General features: G+C 62.6%; 17 protein-coding genes. 1 reads left to right on the top strand and 16 read right to left on the bottom strand.

Features of this window, described 5'->3' with window-relative positions:
• Nucleotides 1-61: 61 nt before the first annotated feature.
• Entirely contained in the window at nt 62-2314 is a 2253-nt protein-coding gene (locus RGV33_RS17175) for a tetratricopeptide repeat protein (protein WP_322145293.1), read from the bottom strand.
• Nucleotides 2315-2514: 200 nt separating this feature from the next.
• Here RGV33_RS17175 and RGV33_RS17170 point away from each other — a divergent pair, with 200 nt between their 5' ends.
• Nucleotides 2515-3183: a DUF3313 domain-containing protein gene (locus RGV33_RS17170; protein ID WP_322145292.1), complete on the top strand. Its 669-nt coding sequence runs from the start codon at nt 2515-2517 to the stop codon at nt 3181-3183.
• A 46-nt stretch (nt 3184-3229) separates the two neighbouring features.
• On the opposite strand, the gene RGV33_RS17165 is transcribed toward RGV33_RS17170, so the two are convergent.
• The 15 genes from RGV33_RS17165 to RGV33_RS17095 form a co-directional block, all read right to left on the bottom strand.
• On the bottom strand, nt 3230-5722 hold the full coding sequence (locus RGV33_RS17165) for a fused MFS/spermidine synthase (RefSeq protein WP_322145291.1): 2493 nt from the start codon (nt 5720-5722) through the stop codon (nt 3230-3232).
• A gap of 198 nt (nt 5723-5920) precedes the next feature.
• Entirely contained in the window at nt 5921-7507 is a 1587-nt protein-coding gene (locus RGV33_RS17160) for an arylsulfatase (protein WP_322145290.1), read from the bottom strand.
• Between the two features lie 76 nt (nt 7508-7583).
• Complete coding sequence (locus RGV33_RS17155) at nt 7584-8585, bottom strand: HAD family hydrolase (protein ID WP_322145289.1); 1002 nt, start codon at nt 8583-8585, stop codon at nt 7584-7586.
• Nucleotides 8582-9631: a BatD family protein gene (locus RGV33_RS17150; protein ID WP_322145288.1), complete on the bottom strand. Its 1050-nt coding sequence runs from the start codon at nt 9629-9631 to the stop codon at nt 8582-8584. Before RGV33_RS17150 ends, RGV33_RS17155 begins: the two co-directional genes overlap by 4 nt.
• Complete coding sequence (locus RGV33_RS17145; protein WP_322145287.1) at nt 9628-11127, bottom strand: vWA domain-containing protein; 1500 nt, start codon at nt 11125-11127, stop codon at nt 9628-9630. The genes RGV33_RS17150 and RGV33_RS17145 overlap by 4 nt, the downstream gene beginning before the upstream one ends.
• Complete coding sequence (locus RGV33_RS17140; protein WP_322145286.1) at nt 11108-12115, bottom strand: VWA domain-containing protein; 1008 nt, start codon at nt 12113-12115, stop codon at nt 11108-11110. The genes RGV33_RS17145 and RGV33_RS17140 overlap by 20 nt, the downstream gene beginning before the upstream one ends.
• Entirely contained in the window at nt 12102-12569 is a 468-nt protein-coding gene (locus RGV33_RS17135) for a DUF4381 domain-containing protein (RefSeq protein ID WP_322145285.1), read from the bottom strand. Before RGV33_RS17135 ends, RGV33_RS17140 begins: the two co-directional genes overlap by 14 nt.
• Nucleotides 12566-13501 (bottom strand): DUF58 domain-containing protein, encoded by a 936-nt coding sequence (locus RGV33_RS17130; protein WP_322145284.1) that lies wholly within the window; start codon nt 13499-13501, stop codon nt 12566-12568. The genes RGV33_RS17135 and RGV33_RS17130 overlap by 4 nt, the downstream gene beginning before the upstream one ends.
• Entirely contained in the window at nt 13498-14472 is a 975-nt protein-coding gene (locus RGV33_RS17125; RefSeq protein WP_322145283.1) for a MoxR family ATPase, read from the bottom strand. Before RGV33_RS17125 ends, RGV33_RS17130 begins: the two co-directional genes overlap by 4 nt.
• 24 nt (nt 14473-14496) lie before the next feature.
• Nucleotides 14497-15048, bottom strand: coding sequence for a hypothetical protein (locus tag RGV33_RS17120; RefSeq protein WP_322145282.1), 552 nt, complete (start codon nt 15046-15048; stop codon nt 14497-14499).
• Entirely contained in the window at nt 15045-15794 is a 750-nt protein-coding gene (locus RGV33_RS17115) for a DUF2092 domain-containing protein (protein WP_322145281.1), read from the bottom strand. Before RGV33_RS17115 ends, RGV33_RS17120 begins: the two co-directional genes overlap by 4 nt.
• Before the next feature lie 32 nt (nt 15795-15826).
• Nucleotides 15827-16732: a transporter gene (locus RGV33_RS17110; protein WP_322145280.1), complete on the bottom strand. Its 906-nt coding sequence runs from the start codon at nt 16730-16732 to the stop codon at nt 15827-15829.
• 51 nt (nt 16733-16783) lie between these two features.
• Nucleotides 16784-18184 (bottom strand): DUF1254 domain-containing protein, encoded by a 1401-nt coding sequence (locus RGV33_RS17105; protein ID WP_322145279.1) that lies wholly within the window; start codon nt 18182-18184, stop codon nt 16784-16786.
• 12 nt (nt 18185-18196) lie between these two features.
• The gene (locus RGV33_RS17100) at nt 18197-19642 is read right to left on the bottom strand and encodes a DUF1254 domain-containing protein (protein WP_322145278.1); all 1446 of its coding nucleotides are present in this window, start codon (nt 19640-19642) and stop codon (nt 18197-18199) included.
• Nucleotides 19643-19651: 9 nt separating this feature from the next.
• Nucleotides 19652-20443 carry a hypothetical protein gene (locus tag RGV33_RS17095; RefSeq protein ID WP_322145277.1) on the bottom strand — a complete coding sequence of 264 codons (792 nt, stop codon included), beginning with the start codon at nt 20441-20443 and terminating at the stop codon, nt 19652-19654.
• Nucleotides 20444-20471: the final 28 nt, after the last annotated feature.

Raw genomic sequence — 20471 nt, 5'->3', positions numbered from 1 at the left:
GCGGGTAAGCCTGCTCCCACAGCAGGCGGTCTACACCGCAAGCTGTGCCACGTTCCCAACCTCACTTCAGCGCCGGGTCCCCGGGGTTGAGCTTTTTCCACGACTGCATCACTACCTGCGCCTTGGGTTCCTGCCCGTTCTCCAGGTAATACTGGATCAACGACAGCCGTGCGTTACGGTTATAGGGCTGCAGCTTGAGCAGCCGCTCCAGTTGCTCGCAAGCCTGGTCTATATGCCCACTGTCGTGCAGGGCGACCGCCAGCACGAAGCTGTACTGCGGGTTAGCAGGCTCCAATCGCGCGGCTTCGCGCAAATACGCCATGGCTTTGGGTGTATCCCCGGCGCGAATCAACATCAGGCCCTGGGTGTGCTGCAGCAGCGGCGCCTGCGGGTTTTGGCGCAGGTTGTCTGCCACCAATGTCCGTGCCTCCTGAGCGCGACCGTTGGCCTCCAGCCATTGCGCCAGGGTCACCAGCGCCGGGAAGAAGTCCGGGTCTCGCAGCAACGCAGTGCGCAACTGCGCCTCAACCTTGTCGCTGCGGCCACTGGCCTGATACAGCATCGCCAGGTTGAGATTGGCCTCGGCGCGTTCCAGCAGACTCAACTGAACATTCTCGTACTCAGTGATCGCCTTGTCCCAGTCCGGCCCGAGCCCTTGCCCCGAAGCGCTCAATAAATCCCGCGCGGCAATAATGCGCACCGCCCGCACCGGGTCTCGGAGCAACGGTCCGTACAACGCCACCCGTTCTGCTGGCGGCACAAACGCACTCACCGCCCGTACCGCACTCTCTCGCACGTTCGGCGCCGGATTACCCAAGTCTTTGGTTGCCAGTTTCAACGCCTGCTCACTGGGGTAATTCGCCAGTTCGGCCAGTAAGGTCGCCCGCTGGATTGCCGGCAGGTTGTTGCGCGCCAACTGGTCATACAGCGCTTGCGCTGCGCCCGGCTGCCCACCGCGAATCAACACCATGCTCTCGTCATAACGCGGTGCATGCTCGGCTTCACTGCTGTTCCAGAGTTTGAACTGCTCGCTGACCTGGTCGCCGGGCCTTGGAATGCTGAAGCTATGGTCGTGCCTGAAATCATTGCCCATGTAGAACTTGCCGGGCATATGGCAATCGACGCAGAACGAACCTGGCTCACCGGCAATGTGGCGGGTGTGTTCCGGGGAGTCGTAGTGCTTGGCTTGCAACCCGCGACCGTCTACCGTGGCCACCGAAGTTTTGCCCGCGGTGTTGTGGCATTGCAGGCAAACCCCGTTGCCCGGCGCCTTGAGCTCGGCGCTGTGCGGGTTATGGCAGTCGCTACAGCGCACGCCCTTGTCAGCCATTTTGCTTTGGGCGAACGAGCCGTGTTCGAACACCTCGTCCTGGATCTTGCCGTCCAGCGTATACAGCTCACGGGTCAGCAGGCTGGGCAGGTAATCGTCCATCAGGCGCTTGCCGACGGTGTGACCGTCTCCCAGCGGGGCGCGGCGAGCATGGCAACGGGCGCAGGTTTCGATCTCGACGGTGGCGTCCTTGTCTTTCAAGTCCACGGCAAAACCTGCGTGCAGCAGGTCACCTTTTTTCGCCGCCCACGCTACATGGTTCGACGCCGGGCCATGGCAGGCCTGGCAGCCCACGCCCAGGCTGTTCCACTGACTGTCGAAGGTGTTTTTGGCCGCATCGAAATTGCGCTTATAGCCGGTGGTGTGGCACTCCACGCACATGAAGTTGGCGTTTTGGCTGGGCTTGCTCCAGTGCAGCGGGTTCTTGAAGTTCACACCCTGGCCGGGGTAGAGGTGAAACCAGCGGTTTTTTTGCGTATCCCAGGCCACGCCCAGAGCCTGCAAGCGCCCATCACCGACCTCGATCAGGTATTGCTGCAACGGTGCGATGCCGAATGTATAGGCAACCTTGAAGTCTGCGGCCTTGCCGTCGGCGCCGGGTGTGTTGACCCAAAACTCGTCGCCCCGTCGCGAGAATCGGGTGGTTTCGCCTTCGCTGCTGAAAGACGCACCGTTGAAGTCGGCGGGTACTGTTTCAGGCGTGGCTGCCTGCATTGCCAGTTGATGGTGCGAGCCTTGCCAGTCCTTGACCTGGGCCTGGTGGCAGCCCTGGCATTGCTGCTCATCGACCATTTGCGCAGGCGGCAGCACCGCCACCGGCGTGGCCACGGGCGCAGGCGCCGCCGCCGGCAGCTTGGGCGTGCTGGCCTGGAGGAAAAACCAGATGCCGGCCATGGCCAACAGCAACAGGGCGATCACTACGGGGTACAGGTAACGGCTGGATGAGTCACGGGGAGGCACGGTTTTATTATCAGGCTTGGGCATTACGACTTCCGATGTCCGATGCATTGACGCTCTAATGGCGCGCTTAAGCTCCGTGCAGCTTTGACGTTGGGCGCTTGCCTGTCAAATAGAAAAGTCGCTGTGAAATACCCCACAACCTGCAACGCCTGCCGGGTTATTTTCCCAGAGTTGGCTATAACTACAGCTCAGTGTTCCTACGATGACAGCCAGGGAGTTCCAAGATGAAGCTAGGACTAATGATCGGCTCGGTGTGCATTGCCTCGATCGGGGTGGTGGGATGTTCGAGCAAGGTTACGCAGCCAGACGAATACTCCGGGTTTCTCTCCGACTATAGCCACCTGCAGGAAGCCAAGTCACCGTCGGGGGCGCAAGTGATGCGCTGGGTGGACCCTAACCTTAACCTGAGCCGCTACACCGCGGTGTACATCGAGCCCACTCAGTTCTACCCCAAGCCGCAAGCCACCACCAGGATTCCTGACAGCACCTTGCAGGGCATCAATACCTACTACAACCAGGCGCTCAAGCGCGAACTGGAAAAATCCCTGCCACTGGCCAACGGGCCTGGCCCGGGGGTGGTTGTGTTGCGGGCGGCCATCACGGCGGTCAGCAGCAAGACCGAAAGCCTCAAGCCGTATGAATACATTCCCATCGCCCTGGTGGCCGCAGCGGTCAGCACCGGCGCCGGGATTCGTGACCAGGAAACCACCCTGGGCACCGAGGCCCAATTCCTCGATGGCGACACCGGCAAGGTGATCGCCCAGGTCGTGCGCAAAGGCACCGGCAAGCCGTTGTCGAACGACTCCCAGGTGATGAAGGCCGACGATGTGAAAGCTGTGATCGACGGCTGGGCCTCGGACATGCACCAGTCGTATCTCAAACTCAAACGCTGAGAGGTTGCGCCCCGGGGTTCGTGCCCCGGGCCAACTGAGCGCTCAACTACTGGCCAATAAACCAGCGGTAGTAAGGGTTGACGCTGTCTTGTTGCAACACCGCCTGAATATCCCGCCCCCAGGCGGTGCGGTCCCCGTCGTAGGCATGCAGGCTGGCGCGATAGAACTGCATCAGGCGCTGTTGCTCGCTGTCCAGGGTGCGGGAAAACGCCGGGTCGGTATTCAGCAATGGCGCCGGTACGCGCAAATCCAGCAACGCTGGGAGCACCCGAGCGATCTCCTTGCTGCGCACCCACGGTGCGTATTCGATGCGTGGCTGGTCGTCGGTGACCGGTAAGGCATTCTCGGCGAAGCGCTCCAGGCCCTGGCGGTCGGTGACCCAGGTCGCGAGCAGGGTGGCGGCCGAATCGATACCCACATCCCCCAACGCGCTGCTGACAGTCGGCTGCTCAAAGCGCTGGCGAATGCGTGTGGCGTCCAACTTGATGGGCTCCAGGGACCCCACCAGCAGCATCTCGTGGAATTCGCTGGTCCACAGCGTTGCGTAGGGGAATACGTCGAGGAAGCTGCGCACCAGTGACTGCGAGTCCTCGATGTTTTGCGTCGGCAGCGGCAGCCATTGGGCCAGCAGGCCGTTTTTCTCCAGGCGCCGCGCTGCCAACTGGTAGAAGTCGCGCGAATACAGGTTGACCACCCCGGCAGCCGAAGGCGGCGGCGGTTCGAGGGTGATCAGGTCGTACGCCTGTGGGTTGCGCAGCAGCTCCTGGCGACCGTCCCGCAGGCGCACTTCCACGCCTGGGTCACTGGCGGCATTGAAGTTGCCCTTGAACAACGGCGCGGCCTGGATCACCGACGGCAGTAACTCGGCGACCACCCGGTGTTCCAGCCCGGGATAGCGCAGCAATGCCCCGGCGGTAATCCCGGTGCCGAAGCCGATCACCAGCGCCGAACGGGGCTCGCCGTTATGAATCAGCAGTGGCAGCAGCGCCTGGATCCGCATATAGCGCAGGGACGGCATGGCGTCGCCGGTGTTGGACACGCCCTGGATGTACAGGCGCTGAAAACTGCGGGCGCCTTGGCCTTGAGTGACCACGGCGACGGTGGCGCCGCGGCCTTCCTGGTAAAACGCCAGGCTCGCATTGCGCGCACCCGGCAACAGCTTGGCCAGGCGATCCACCGGGGTCAGCAACGCTACCGCCAGTGACAACAGGCCAAGGGCGACCACGGCCTGGCGCCGGCCTTTCTTCACCCCGTGACCACGGCGCACGGCCATATAGCCCACCACGCCGGCAATCACCGCCAGCAACCCCAGGGTACGCACCAGCCCGAGCCAGGGGATTAGCACAAACCCACACAGCATCACCCCGACAATCCCGCCCAGGGTATTGAACGCTACCACTGCGCCGACATCCCGCCCCACATGCTCGCTGCCTACGCTCAAGCGCAGGGCCAGCGGAAACGCTGCGCCGAGCAACAGGGTCGGCACAAACACAATGCACAGGGCCGCCACCGCAAAGCGTGCGCTCATGCCTGGCAGTTCGGCGCCGCCCAGGCTCAACACCAGGGCTTCGGCCTGGGTTTGCAGCAGCACCAGCCAGCGGCCGAGCAAGGCAATTTCCAGCAACGCGACCAACCCGGCCCCGGCGATCAGCAGGCCGAACACACCCCATGGGTCACGGATACGCTCTACCCGGCGTGCCATGAACTGGCTGCCGATAAACAGCCCGGCCAGGTACGTGGCGAGTACCACGGCAAAGGCATAGGTGCGGGTGCTCATGAACTGCACGATCGATTGCGACCACACCACTTCGTAACCCAGGGCCACGCCACCGGCGATGGCGTACAACACCAGGGCCAGGCGCGCCGGTTGGGCGCCGCGGGTGTGAGTTACTGGGGCAGGGGAGTGATGCCGCACGTACAACAATGCACCGACGGCGGCCAGCAGGTTGAGCATCGCTGCCACCAGGGCGCTGCCGCGCACGCCGAATGTGGCGATCAACACAAACGCGCAGAGCAAGGTGCCGGCAATCGCGCCGGCGGTGTTGGCCGCATACAGGCGGCCACCGGCCTGGCTGAGGGACTTGGGGTCGATGTCCAGCGAACGCACCAGCACCGGCAAGGTGCCGCCCATCAGCAGCGCCGGGATGCCCACCAACACAAACGGCAGCACCCAGGCCAACAGGCCGATCTGGTGTTCCAGCCAGGCAAACGGGCTGGCGGCCATGCTCAGGGCGACAGTGGCGCCCACGCCAAGCACGGCGACAAGAATTTCGAGGATTGCATACAGCAACAAAGGTCGCGACAGGCGATCTGCCCAGCGTCCGAAGAGCAACCCACCCAACGCCAGCCCGGCAAAAAACGCGCTGATACCGGTGGTAATGGCGTACACCTCCACCCCCACGACCAGTGACAGTTGCTTGATCCACAGCACCTGGTACACCAGGGCGGCCATGCCGGAGATGAACAGCAGCAGGGCGGGGATCAGGGTGGTTGAAGCGTGAGCCAGTGCAGCGGGTTTGCTGGAGGTGCGTGACGACATTGCCAATAGCCTTATGCAAATACCGATCAAAGTGTGGCGAGGGAGCTTGCTCCCGCTGGGGTGCGAAGCGCCCCCAAAGCCAGACACCGCGATTTACCTGAAAAACCGCGCTGTCTGGATGGGGGCTGCTGCGCAGCCCAGCGGGAGCAAGCTCCCTCGCCACGGGTTGGGCGCCGCCCATAAGCGCGGCGCCGACGGCTATTGCGCCGGGTTGGCCTTCATTTTTTCAGCAATTTTCTTGTCCACGGCTTCGCGGATCTGGTCGATGCTGAAGCTGGCCGGTTTCTGGCTCGGCGGGTACTCGATAAACGTCTCGAGGAACTTCGCCGACTTGGTCACTGCCACCGCACCCAGGTAGATGTTTTTGGTGCTCCAGTCGTAGTACTGGTCAGACACCACATCCGCCCGTTCATACGGGTCCATCCTCAGGTTGAAGATCTTCGGTACACGCAACTGCACGAATGGCTCGCTCCAGACCCGGAAACCGCCCGGCTGGCGCTGTTCGGCGAACACCACTTTCCAGTTGTCGAAACGTACCGCCACCAACACGCCGTCATCGTTGAAGTAGAAGAACTCGTGACGCGCGCCCTTGGGTTGTTGGCCGGTCAGGTACGGCAGTTGGTTGTAGCCGTCCAGGTGCACCTTGAAGTTGCTGCCGCCGGCCGTCGGGGCCCAGCCCTTGAGCAGCTTGTCTTTCACGTCTGCGTCACCCGCGGCAGCCAACAGAGTAGGGAACCAGTCCATGCCCGAGACCATTTCGTTGGAGACTTCGCCAGGCTTGATCTTGCCCGGCCAGCGGATGATCGCCGGCACTCGATAGGCGCCTTCCCAGTTGGAGTCTTTCTCGTTGCGAAACGGCGTGGTTGCCGCGTCTGGCCACGAGAACTGGTTCGGGCCGTTGTCGGTTGTATAGACCACGATAGTGTTATCGGTGATTTTCAGGTCGTCGAGGGTTTGCAGGAGTTTGCCCACATCGCCGTCGTGTTCCAGCATGCCGTCGGCGTACTCGTTACCGGGCATGCCGCTCTGGCCCTTCATCGAGTCACGTACGTGGGTGAACACGTGCATGCGCGTGGTGTTCATCCACACGAAGAACGGCTTGTTGGCTTCGGCCTGCTTCTTGATAAACGCCTGGGCGGCTGCGGTGGTTTCGTCGTCGATGGTTTCCATGCGCTTGGCGGTCAGGGCGCCGGTGTCTTCGATCTTGCCGTCGGCAAAGCTGTGGATCACACCGCGCGGGGTGTTGGCCTTGACGAAATCGGCGTCATCCTTGGGCCAGTATGGGCGCTCAGGTTCCTCCTCGGCATTGAGGTGGTACAGGTTGCCGAAGAACTCATCGAAACCATGGTTGGTCGGCAGGTATTCATCCTTGTCGCCCAGGTGGTTTTTGCCAAACTGCCCGGTGGAATAGCCCAGCCCTTTAAGCGCCTGGGCGATGGTGATGTCGCGTTTTTGCAGGCCCACCGGTGCACCGGGAATCCCCACCTTGGACAAGCCAGTGCGCAACGGCGTCTGGCCCGTGATAAAGGATGAGCGCCCGGCGGTGCAGCTGTTCTCCGCGTAGTAGTCGGTGAACAGCATGCCTTCCTTGGCGATGCGGTCAATGTTCGGGGTTTTGTAACCCACCACGCCCATGGAGTAGGCGCTGATGTTGGTTTGCCCAATGTCATCGCCGAATATCACCAGGATATTCGGCTTGTCGGCGGCCCAGGCTGATGCCGAGACCCCCATCACCGATACTGCCACCAGGGCGAGTTTCGGCAGCCACTTGCGTATGCGAGTCATCTGACTTGCTCCTTTCTCGGCTTGAGTCGCATTGCCTGCGACCAACGTTTATTACAGTCCATCGCGACGTCTTTTCTTATTGCACCTGCTTTTGCACAGCGGGCTCGAAGGGGTAGATACGGTTCCACTCGGACGCCATGTCCACCACGCTCCAGCCTTTTGTCTTGGCTTCATCCAGCGCCTTGTCCAGGCGTCCTATTTGAGAGCTGCGGTCATAGGCCCACTCGCGCCTGGCGTCGGTGTGGTGCACCAGGCCCATGAAGCGTTTGCCAGTCCCTGCTGCCGTCCACTGGAGCATTTGCAGGTCACCGTCGGAGTTGCCGAAGGCCAGGATCGGCCGGCGGCCAATGATCGCGTCGATGCTTTCCGGCTTGCCCGGGCCGTCGTCGTTGTGGGCGAGCTTGGCGGTGCGCAGTACCTGCGGGGCGCCGTCCTTGATCTGGAATGCGGTGACGAAGCTGGAGCCGATCACCTGTTCCGGTGGCACGCCGTAGACCACCTCGGCGAAGGCACGCATGAAGGCGGTATCCCCACCGGAGACGATGTAGGTCTTGAATTGCTGGCTGCGCAGGTAGTCGAGCATCTCCAGCATCGGCTGGTAGATCATCTCGGTGTAGGGCTTGCCGGTTTTCGGGTGGCGAGCCTGGGTGAGCCAGGTTTTGGCATTGTCGACAAAGGCGTCGGTGCTGATGCCGGTGTGGGTCGCGCCGATGATTTTCAACAGGCCGTCCATGCCGCTTTGGGCCAGGGCCTGGTGATCGTTCTCGATGACGGCCTTGAACGGTTGGGTGGTTTTCCATTCGGGGTGCTGCGGCGCCAGGCGCTTGATTTCGTCGAAGGCAAACAGCACCTCGAAATAAGCCGGCTGTTCGCTCCACAGCGTGCCGTCGTTATCGAATACGGCGATGCGCTCGGCGGGTTTTACGTAGTCCGTGGAGCCTTCGGCAGTCACGGCCTGGACGAATTCGATGATGTGTTTTTTGCTCGGTCCATCGTTCCACGAGGGCAGCGGATCAGCCGCCATTGCCGGCAGGCTGAACAGCAGCAGAAGAGGCAAGACAGAACGGAGGGACGTCATGGGAAATCCTTTTCGCGACGGGGGTTCAGTGGTAGCAAGCGTAGTCGACGAAACAGCCAGCGCAATGCCGCGCAACCACGTCGCCACAGTGGTGGAATTCGTGGCCATATGCCATGCACGAGGTAGGCAACCAGCACCAGCAATACCAGGGCGGTACCCCACGCCAACCCGTGCCGCGACCACTGCCAGCGGCTGTGCTGGCCGAGTTGCTTGAGGTCCTGGGCGATGGAAAACGTCGGGGTGTAGGCGCTCGCCGCTGTTGCCTCGACGGTGATCTCGGGTACCCGGGTGATTTGCAGGTGATGGTTGCGGCTGTCCCACCATTTCACACTGATGGCGGGCAGTTGGTAATGGCCGGCCTGCTCGACACGGTAAACCTGGCGGTCGATGCGTTGGCCGCCGGTGGTGGTGCCGCGTCCATCATCCAGGTTGCTGATGACGGGCGACTGCGGGTAGCGGCGCAAACCTTTCACATTGGCCTGGTCGGGCGGTGGCAAAGACAGGCCGGGGGTGTTGTCGGCTTGCAGGGTGAGCGTGCGGGTGAAGGTGTCGCCGACCTTGGGCGGTGTGGTGGTGACGGTCTGGGTCAGGCGCAGCCCGTCGGCCACCAATACGGTTTCCCCGGGTTCGAAGCCAGGTGGCTGGGTAGCCTGGAATGCCAGCGGCGCCGTTTGCGCACTCAACGCCGCAGTGGCCTGGCCGGGCTGGGCCTGTACAGTCAGTGGCGGAATATTGAAGGTCTGGGCCACGGAAGGGGTGATGCGGTAGCGGTAGCGCATGCCGTAGAAGGTCTTGCCCTCGATCACCTGGTTAACGTGCTCGGACTCACTGCCCGGTGCCTGCACCCGTGCGCCGGCCAGTTGCAGCGGCGGCAGGCTGGCGGCGGCGGTGAACCAGCTGTCGGTCAACACATCGACCTGCAATTGCACCTGCTCGCCCACCACGACGTTATTGCCAGGCAACAGTTGTGCCTGCACCCTCAGTTGCGGTTCAGCTGCCCACAACGGACCTGCGATCAGCAGCAACAGCCAGCAGAGCCGGTTCATGGCTGGGCTCCCTGATCCTGAAGGCTGAACTTGCGCCGCAAGAAGTTCGCCGGGGAAGTCGTCAGGTTCTGCAACCACAAGGCATCGTTGCTCGCCTGTTCCGTCTGGATCGCCTTGCTCTTGCCCTTGCCGGCCGCCTTGTCGAACTTGACCGCGTCGGGCTTGACCTCGGGGGCGTTATCGGAGGCGTTTTCGGTGTCTTTTTTCAGCGCCAACGCCAGAGCCAGGTTGGCGCTGGCTTCTGGAAACTGTGGCTGTTGCTGCAACGCCTGTTGATAGGCCGCAATGGCGTCGTCGAACTTGAAGCGGCGCACGTGGATATTGCCCCGGTAAAACGCAGCCTGTGCGGTGTCGAGTTGGGCAAAGGTCGCCAGGGCCAGGTCGTAATCGGCGGCGTTGTAGGCGGCAATGCCTTTCCAGTACGGGTCGACGAACAGCGCGGCAGCGGCGGGGTAGTGATGGTGTTCGTAAGCCCAGCGGCCTTGTTGGTCGCGGGTGAAGAACGCGTCGGTCAAGGCATTGGCTTGCGCGGGGGCCGGTTGCAGGAGCACCCCCAGCACCAGCACCGCCATCCAGTTCAGGCTCCAGCCCCGGCGTACACTGAAAAACGCCAACAGCAGCAGCGGCCAGCACAGCCAGTAACCGGCATCTTTCCATTGCAGGTTGCGCTGTTGTTCGTCGGCGTTCTGGAAGTGCTGTTGCGCGTGCAATTCGACCCAGTCCAGGTCGTCGTCGTTGAGGGTCAGGCTGCCCAGTGGCGCGTCGGTGGCGGACGCCAGTTGCTTCAGCGCGTCGGCATCGAAGTTCACGCCGACCGCCAGCACCAATACTTGCAACGGGCTGTCGGCCAAGTGTTGTTTGAGTGGCGGCAATTGCGCGAGGTCGGCGCCGTCGGTGACCAGCAACAGCGTGCCTGGGGCCTTCTCGGCCGCCAGCAAACGCTTGGCCTGGTCGATCACCCCGGCGACATCGCGGCCGGGTTTGCTGATCAGGTCGGTGGCCAGGGCCTGGATAAAACTGTCCAGCAGCGCCGGGTCATCCGTCGGTGGCAATACCAGGTGCGCGCTGCCCGCGTACACCATCAACGCGGTACGAGCACCCTGGCGGCGCTGCACCAGGTCCTGCAACTTGTGCTTGGCGGCTTGTAGGCGGGTCGGCGGCACGTCGGCGGTGTCCATCGACGGCGACAGGTCGAGGGCAATGATCAGCGGTGCGCGGTTTTCCAGGAAGTCGGGCCGGTCCTGTTCCCACGTAGGCCCGGCGCTGGCCAGGGCGCCGAGAATCAGCAAGGCACTGACCAGGTGCACCGGCCGCAGACGATGAGGATCCGTCGGCATCAGCAGCAAATGCGGCAACAGGTGCGGTGCGATATTGCCCCGCAAGCGTCGCTGCAGGTCCTTGCTGCGGCGCCACAGCAGTGGCAGCAACAGGCCCAGCAACCCCAGCAATAGCCAGGCCGGGCGCAGGAAGTGGAAGTCACTGGGGTTGAACTCCATCGCGGACCTCCCGATGGCGCCGTCTCAGGTGGGGCCACAACGCGGCGATCAGGTGGTACAACGCGAGCAGGCCGATGGCCGCCGCCAGGGGCATCCAGAACAGGTCACGCTTGGGCTGGTGGCTCAGGGTCTTCACCTGGTGCGGGGTTATCTGGTCGAGGGTGGCGTAGACCTGGTCCAGGGTGTCGCGGTTTTCGGCACGGAAATAGCGCCCGCCGGTAACGTCGGCAATCTGTTGCAGCGCGCTCAGGTTGACCTTGGACTCACCCGTGGCGTCAGGGTCGCCAATCCCGATGGTATGAATGACCACGCCCTTGGCCGCCGCCATCTTTGCTGCATGGTCCGGCGGGATCGCACTGCTAGTGTCGTTGCCGTCGGTGAGCAGGATCAGCACTTTCTCTTGCTCATGGGCCTGGTCCAGCAGTTTCAGGCTCAGGCCGATAGCATCGCCAAGCGCGGTGTCAGGCCCGGCCATGCCGATGCCGCTGTCATCCAGCAGCAGCGACAGGCTGGCGTGGTCAAGGGTCAAGGGGGCTTGGGGATAGGCGCCGCTGCCGAACAGGATCAGGCCGATGCGATCATCCTTGCGGCGCTGGATAAAACCGTGCACCACCTGTTTGACCGCTGCCAGGCGGTTGATCTTCTGGCCGTTGGCGTCGGTAAAGTCCTGGGTTTCCATGGACTGCGAGATGTCGATGGCCAGCATCAAGTCGCGCACCGGTTGTTGGCGTTCGATGGGTTTTTCGATCCAGACCGGGCGGGCAATGGCCAGCACCAGCAACGCCCACACCAGCAGGTTGAGCAGCAATTGCAGGCGGTTGCTGCGGATGCCGCTGGCCGCCGGCGTCTGGCCCACGGCCCGACTGAGGCTGGCAAAAAACGGTACGCGCACCGCGCTGCGGGCTTCGCGGTATTGCGGCAGGTAACGGTAGGCCAGCCATGGCAGCGGCAATAGAAGCAACAGCCAGGGGTAGTCAAGCTGCCACATGGTGATGCTCCACCCAGGCTTCGCACTGGGCCAACAGCTGTTTACGCTGCGCGCTGGAAATATCAACGGATCCATACGCCAGGCTTGCCAGTTGGCGGCTGAAATCCTCCGGCAACGGCGTGCGGCCATGACGCAGCAGGAACGCCTGCCAGTCGGCGCCGCTCAAGGTTGGCACGCGTTGGTGTTCTTCAGGCGCAAGCGGCATCGACAGTGCGACGCGCTTGAGCAGTTCCGGCAACTCTTGCAGGTCCTCAATTACCTTGAGACGCGCCAATGCTTCGCGGCGATAGGCATTGCGCCGCCAGTGCAGCCAGGCACGGATGCCGAGCACAACGAGGCCAATCGCGAGTAAGCCGAGCAGCGCCCACCAGCCCCAGGCCTGCGGCCAATAGCTGACCGGCGCTGGCAAACCCATCTCCTTGAGTTGTTCGATGCTCGGCACATTGGCGTTCATCGCCGCGCTCCATTGCGCCGGCCCAGTTCATCACGCAACTGGTCAATGGCCGGCAACGCGGTGCTGATCATTAACAGCGGCACCTGGCTGCGGCGCAGCAGGCTGGCGACGTCCTTGAGGCGGCCACCCAGGAACTCGCCCAAGGGTTGGCGCACTTGGCGTTTGTGCACGGCCAGTTCGACCTGCAACTGGCCTTGGGTGACCATCAGGTGCCCGGTATCAGGCACGTTCAGCGCCAGCGGGTCGTAGACTTGCAAGGCGATCACATCGTTGTGGGCCGACAGTTGCCGCATCAATTGCAGGGTGCGCTCGCCAGCACCGGCGAAGTCACTGACGATGCAGATCAAATGGTCATGCCCGGCCAGCGCCAGGCACTGTTGCAGCACCTTGTCGAGCTGGCCGCAGGCTTCATGGTCCGGATTGCTCGCGCTCAACGCGGCGTTCTGCTCGATGATCCGGCTGCACAGGGTTTCGATACGCTTGCGGCTGCGCAACGGCGCCACGCTGTCGATGCGCTCATCGTTGAACACCAGCCCACCGACCCGGTCGCCTGCGTTGAACACCATCCACGCCGCCAGCGCGCCCAACTCAGCCGCGACGGCAGATTTGAAGCTGCGCACCGAGCCGAAGAACATCGACATGCGTTGGTCGACCACAATCAGCGCAGGGCGGTCGCGCTCCTCGGTAAAGGTGCGGATCACCGGTTTGCCGGTGCGCAGGGAGGCACGCCAGTCCAGATGGCGCAGATCGTCGCCGGGTTGGTAGCGGCGCAGTTCATCGAAGTTCAAGCCGCGCCCGCGCAGCCGCGAGGCATGGTTGCCGGCGAGGATGCTGCCCTGGGGCTGGCGCGCGACAAAGCTCAGGCCACGGGTCTGGAACTGCAGCGCCATCAACTGCCCCAGGGACACATAGACCAGGCCATCGGCGTTCATGCCGGGATCGCCACTTTGTCCAGCAGGCGGTCCAGTACCTGGTCGGCGGTGACGCCATCGGCCACCGCGTCGTAGCTCAATTGCAGGCGATGGCGCAGCACCGGATGCGCCACTGAGCGCACATTGTCCGGGGTGACGAAGGCCTGGCCTTGCAGCCAGGCGTCGGCGCGGGCGGCGCGGTCCAGGCCGATGCCGCCACGGGGGCTGGCGCCGAGGCTGATCCAGCGCGCCAGGTCGGCGTCGTAATCGGCGGGGTGGCGCGTGGCGTTGACCAGGTCGATCAGGTAGCGGTCGATCGCGGGGGCCACCTGGATCGCACTGACTTCCTTGCGGGCGGCGAAGATTACCTCGGGCGCGAGGGTGAACCCTTGAGTCGCCGCCATGGCCGCGTGTCGTTCCTCTTCGCGTAACAGGCGCAGCACCTGGCTTTCGTTTTCGGCGCTGGGGTAATCCAGCAAGACCTTCATCAGGAACCGGTCCATCTGCGCTTCGGGCAGCGGGTAGGTCCCTTCCTGTTCGATGGGGTTTTGCGTGGCGACCACGATGAACAACTCGGGCAGCGGGTGGCTGGCGCCGGCCACGGTGATCTGACGCTCTTCCATGGCTTCAAGCAGCGCCGCCTGGACCTTGGCCGGGGCACGGTTGATTTCATCGGCGAGGATCAGGTTGCCGAACAACGGGCCTGGCTGGAAGCGGATCTGGTTCTGGCCGTCCACCTGGTGCAGCACCTCGGCGCCGGTGATGTCCGAGGGCAGCAGGTCAGGGGTGAACTGGATACGGCTCATCTTTGCATCCAGATGCCGGGCCAGGGCCTTGACCGTGCGGGTCTTGGCCAACCCGGGCAGGCTTTCCAGCAGCAAGTGACCGTTGGCCAAAAGGCCGATGAGGATCTGGCGGATCACCTGATCCTGGCCCAGCACGCTTTCGGCGATGCTGGCTTGCAGGGCGGTTAAATCGTTGAGCGCTGTCATCACAATCATCCTTGAAACGGTGGGTCACCAGGGCGCGGCGACCACAATGTATTGCACAGAACTGCCGACGTATTGCGGCTGGTACCACGTGGGTCCGCAGTGTTGGTAGGCCACGCCATTGGCGACCACCGAGACGCAATCCACCGGGACCGTGGTGACGCGGGTGCCGATGGCGAGGAGAGTCGCCGTGGTCGCGCCGATGACGGCCGCAGTGGCCCATGGGTGGTACCAGTCATCTCCGTGGGGTGGCGGAGGTGGTGGTGGCGGTGGAGGCGGCATCGGGTACGGATGCGGCCCCGGATACGGATGTGGACCTGGCTCGGGATGCGGGCCAGGCTCGGGATGCGGGCCAGACTGGGGGTGGGGCTGCGGGTGCGGTTCCGGGTGCGGCGGCATTGGCCGGGGCGCGGGCATCGGGTGCGGTGCCGGCATTGGCGGGCGGTAGCCACCGCCCCCATGGGGCACCACAAACGTGCGCGCGCCGCCACCGCCGCGTAATTGCCAGGCCTGGGCGGCCAGTGGGTCGAACAGCGTCAGCAGCAAACTTGCGGTCAGCACCGCCGCTGTGCGTTTCATGGCTGCTCTCCCTGAGGCTCCAACTGTTGCAGGGGCACCGCACGGGCACCGGCCGGCGGGGTGAACTCAAAGTCGACAGGCTTGGGCGGGCTGTTGAGCTGCCACAGGTAATTGACGCTGTGCCGGGGGTGCTCGGCGGTGTCACGGCGGCTGATCACCAACCGGCAGGGCAGAGGCTGCGTGCCTTGGCGAACCCACAGTTGCCAGTCGATGTCGGGCTGGCGATAGGCGTAATGGGTGCAGGTCTGGCCGTCGATGGTTTCGCTGCCGATCAGCACAGCGTTGCTGATGCCCACCTCCGTGGCGGTGCCGGGGTTCCAGCGGAACAGGTCGGCCAGGGGCAACTCGATGCCGTAACGCTCGCTCAACTGATCAAGCAACCCGCCGATATCCGCTGGCGCCGCCTGGTTGGCGAAGTAGCCGCTGCGGCTGTCGTAGAGGGTGAATCGCTTGCCGTTGTAGAACAGGCTGCGACGCGAACCGTCGCTTTCCACCGAGACTTGCAGCTTGTCCGGCTGCATCGCCACGAGGCGCGTCTGATGGCTGAATTCGATGGTCTGGCCGTTATCCAACACTTGGTCGGTGTGGCTGTGGGCGTCGATGCGAAACTGCTGCAGGCTGCGCAGATAGCCGCCCATCTGCTCCAGGGCGGTGAGGGCCCTGGGTTCCAGCTCGTCGGCCAAAACGGTGTGAGGGGCGAGCAGCAGGCCTGCCAGCAATAGACGCGCGAGATGAATACGGGACATGGCGCACTCCGTTCATTCCGTGAAGGTGGCTCTCACCAGACGTACTGCAGGCGGAAGGTCCAGGTGTTCACATCGGGCGAGCCGGTGCGCTCGGAGACCGTGTCGTTATAGGCGAGCAGGCCACCAAACTGGGGTGACAGCATAAAACCCAGGCTGGCCCCCAACAGGCCGTTTTCCTGTTTGTTGTCCTGCCAGTCGCCGTCGATCTTGCTTTCGCCGCCGCGGTTATAGGTGGCGTCCAGCGAGACCCAGAGCGCGCGGTTGATGGTGTAGCTGTAGTGACCCTCGATGGCGTACAGCGGCTTTTGCTCCAGCTTGCTGTCGCCGTGGTAATCCTTGTTGGCGCCGAACATCGACACGTAGGTGTTGATCTCCAGCCAGGTGGGGCCAATCGGTGTGCCGAAGCCCAGTTCTGGCTTGAATACCCAGCGGTTGGAGCCGATGTTGATGATGCGGTCCTTGTCATAGTCGCCGGTGGGCATCGTCACCCAGAGTGCGCCGGTGAGGAATGTCTCGGGTTTCCAGCTCGCAAACTCTTCGGCGGTAAGAGCGGGGCCACCGAAAATGTTGTGGGCGAACACCACTTGGGCGTCACCGGTACCGCCGTTGTGCTTGGTGCCGCTGAAGTACTGCGCATTGTCGAAGGACGCCGACACGTCGGCGTAGGGCTGGATGAACTGAATGGCGCTGTTGCGCCCGTCGATGCTGAACGAGCGGGCGTAACGGAACAGGTAGAGGTCGGCATTCAGCGACAGGCCGGTGATCGGCAGGGTGGTGTCGATCGGGGTGTTGGTGTCGACCCGGTTGTAGTAGCCGAACACCATGTTCAGGTCCGTCGGGGTGTTTTGCCAATCCCTGGCATTATCGGCAAACCCTATCCCTGGCATCAGTGCCAGCGTGGCGGCGGTAAACGCACTCAGTTGACTACGTGAAACCATGGCTCTACTCCTTGTAAATGCCTGATGTCAGGGGTGCTACGTGATCAGGCGCTATTTGATCGGTGTGAGCGGTGGCAGCTTCCATTGGCCGTTGCCCACTTCGGGCTTGGGCAGGTACATGCGCAACACGGCGTAGAACGGGCCGGGCGGTGCAGGCAGCCAGTTGCTTTGTTCGGCTTTTGGTGGCTCGTGGTGCGCCACCAGCAACGTCAGGCCGCCATCGGCGTCGAGCTTGAAGCTGGGCAACATGCGCGAGTTGAGCAGGTAGCGCTTCTTCAGGTTAGGCACCAGCAGCTTGGTCTTGGCGTCGTACATGGTCAGCGACCAGAACGCATCGGCCGGTGGCAACTGGTCCTTGGCGAAGTGCAGGGTGTAGCTGTGGCGAGCACCATTGGCGGGCTTGCCTTCGCTGTCGACAAAGTAGCTCATGTAGGCGGCTTCATCGCTGGAGTTGCCGAAAATGCCCATGTTGGCGCCGGCGTAGCGGTACAGGTAGTTGTTCTGCAGGTGGTCGCGATTGCCGAACAGGTCACCGCTGGACACCTGGTGGGTGTCGACCTTGTCTTTCTTGAACGCGGCAAACTCAGCCTTGCCGTCGGCAATCCCGTCTTCCAGGGCTTTGCGCTGCTCGGCCGTCAGAGCCTTGAGGTCAAACGGCTTGCCGGCTTCGACGCCGATTTTGGCAAACCGTGCAAGCACGTCCTTTTCACTGTCCTGGGGCGCCGCGTAGCCGAGCATGAAGTTGAGGTAGCGAAACAGATGAACGCTGTCGCTCATGGTGGGCGTAGGTTTGGGCCAGGCGATTTTTGGCGGCTTGGTCGGTTTCGGCTGGTTTACGTAGTTGCTGAGGGTCTGGACCTTGTAGCCGGCCTGGATCTGCTTGACCTTGCCCAAGTCCTTGTCGTCGAGCAGTTGCGTGCGGTACAGGGCATAGGCGATGTTGCTTTCGCTGTACACCACGCGGTCGATGTTGGTGGGCTGCTGACCTTTCCAGCCGGGGCCGGCGATCATGTAGTGGCCACCGTTGTTACCGGTGCTGCGGGTGCCCAGGTAGCCAAAGTTCTGGGTGTAGAGGTCGATCAACTGCACTGAGTAGTAGCGGTTGTCTTCGATTTTCGGCAGGGTCAGCACCACGGGCTCGGCGCGCAGGTCGAGCCAGACGAAGGAGTAGGGCGTGTCCGAATTAGGCGTGACGAACGCCGTATCCTTGGGTGTGAACAGCTGTGCGGTGTTGCCGATATGGTTGAACGGCGCCTTGAAGTTCGGCCCGGTCTTGTCGACGGCCTGGGTGTAGAGGGTCTTGTACATCTCCACCACCGGGAAGCCATACAGGTAGGCTTCCTTGGCGATGGCCCGGGCTTCACTCGGCGTAGCAGTGAAATCGGCCCAGGCGCCGGTGCTCATGAGAATCGAGAGGCTCGCCAACAGCAGGCGCGTCGGAGTTCGAATCATGTTGTTGCGTCCTTACTGAATCAGTCTGATGTCGTCGAGTTTCCAGCTTTTGTCGAAGTAAGCCTCGGTGGGCGCATACAGTCGCAAATAGCTGAACCAGTGTTTGCCGGGCAGAGTTTGCACCCAGTTGCTCTCGAAGTCTTTTGGCGCGTGAGGGCCGAAGTAAAGATCTATCGATCCGTCGGCATTTTTCTTCAAATCCTGGCGTGACGACAGGTCGGCCTTGCGCTGTGGGTTGTCGATCAGGCAGCGGCTTTCGATGTCGTACACGGTCATCGACCAGAACTGCTTGGCCGGCGGGTTTGCGCCGACATGCAAGGTGTAGGACTTGCCGCCATCGAGCCATTCGCCCTTGTTGTCGGTGTAGGCCCCGAGGTAGGTCTGGCCCAGGCCCGGGGTCTTGGAGACCATGCCCTTGGTGTTGGTTACTGCTTCGTAGAACCAGGCGCTGCGCTCCCACAGTTGGTCGTAATAGGCGACGCGCTGGGACGGTTCGGCGATGTTGAGCACGGTGTCCCATTGGCGATCCTTCCAGTACTGGGCCTGGGGGAATCGTTTGGCGAATGCGTTGGCCTTGGCGATCAACTCGCCCACCTGCGCACCTTGCTCCAACACCTTGCGCTGGTGTTCGTTGGGGTTGAACGGTTTGTCTTTCTCAATGCCCAGGCTCGACAGCATGGCCATGTAGAAACGGTCGCGTTCGTTGACCGGCTCTTTCTGGATAATCCCGTGCAGGCGTTCCCAATAAGCCATGCCGTGCGGCTGGGTACCGGACCAGGGCTTGCCGCCGGGCGACAGCAGGCGGGTTTTGCCAGGGTTGGCACGCTGGGCATAGGGGTACATCTTGAATTGCTCTACCAGGGCCTTGCCCTTGGCCGGGTCGGGGTCGAGGACGCGAAACCCCACCAGCACGTTCATGGTTTCGGACTTGGCCAGGTAGTACTTGCCGGCGTCGGCAGGTGGCTGCTGGCCGGGGGGCAGTACCAGGTACTTGCCGCCTTTGCCCTGGTCGGGGCCGGTCTGGCCCATGTCGATGATTGCACGTTGCCAGAAGTCGCCGATCCCGCCGGCGGTGGGGCCAAGCGGCAATTCGATCACCAGCGGGCCGGTTTCGTTGAGGTCGACAAAACCAAGAATGTACGGCGTAGTGGCGTTGGCCGTGATCACCCCGAGCTTGTCCTCGTAGCTGTTCAGCACCATCAAATCGCCACTGCGGGCGCCGAGCTTGGTGCTGAATTCATCCTGCCATTGGGCGTAGGACACTAACGGCAAGGCCCACAGAAAACTCTGGGTGGCCTGTTGGAAATCCAACTCGCCATACAGCTTGGCGATTTCACTGTGGGCCGGCAGTTCACCGTCCATGGCGATGGGGCCGATGCGGGTGTCCAGGGTCTGTGCCTGTATGGCGCCAGCCAGGGTTAACAGGCACAAACCAGCACTACGAATCAGGGTGTGCATAAAACATCCTTATTTCCCAAACGTGACGTTGATCCCGGCAAACAGGGTGAACTGCGGCAAGCCGTCGCCTTTGCGAGCAACGGTCCACTGCGGTTCGACATAGGCGTTGAGAATGTTGCTGCCGGATTTCCAGGCCTTGCCGGCACCGAAGCCAATCGGGATGTAATGCGTGTCGTTTTTCAGGTCGAAGGTCCAGGTGCCGGTGGAGCGCAAGTACCAGCCTTTGGGCAGGTTATGGATGATGAACGGCTGGAAGGTGGCGCTTTCTACGTGGGCGCGGTCACGGTCACCGGCGAACGAGCTTTGGTATTGCACCAGCGCGCCGAGCAGGCCGCGGGGCGATGCATCGATGGCCACCGCCGCGAGACCGGCCTGCCACTTGCCGGTGCCCAGCTCATCGTGCTCGGCGGTAGGCGCGGTGATCTGCGGGCCGATGCCCAATTGCACGCCATCGGTCTTGAGCAGGAAGATATCGAACAGGTTCAGGTCGCCGATCCCGGTGCTGTAGCCGCTGTGAGGATCGGGACGGGTGCTGATCGGCAAGGTGGCGCGCAATAACTGTGGCACACCGATGAAGTCCGACGGGGCAACCGGCAACGTGCCGCGCAGCAGCGTGTCATTGGTATGGGCGTTAGTGTCAAACAACCTCGGCGTGTAATAGTCCTGCAAGTTCGCCCCGGGCGCGAGGTTCAGCGGGTTGTTACTTTTGTTGGCCGTGTCGGCGTTATCGGCTTGGGCCGACAACACAGGCAACACTAAAGCCGCCAGCACTAATGCCGGAATACACAATGACCTGAGCATGACCCTTCCCCAATTCCCTGGTGACGTA

This window comes from Pseudomonas sp. Bout1 (assembly GCF_034314165.1).
Classification (GTDB): domain Bacteria; phylum Pseudomonadota; class Gammaproteobacteria; order Pseudomonadales; family Pseudomonadaceae; genus Aquipseudomonas.
The sequence above is the reverse complement of the archived record's forward strand: the minus strand, read 5'-3'. Positions and strand labels throughout refer to the sequence as shown.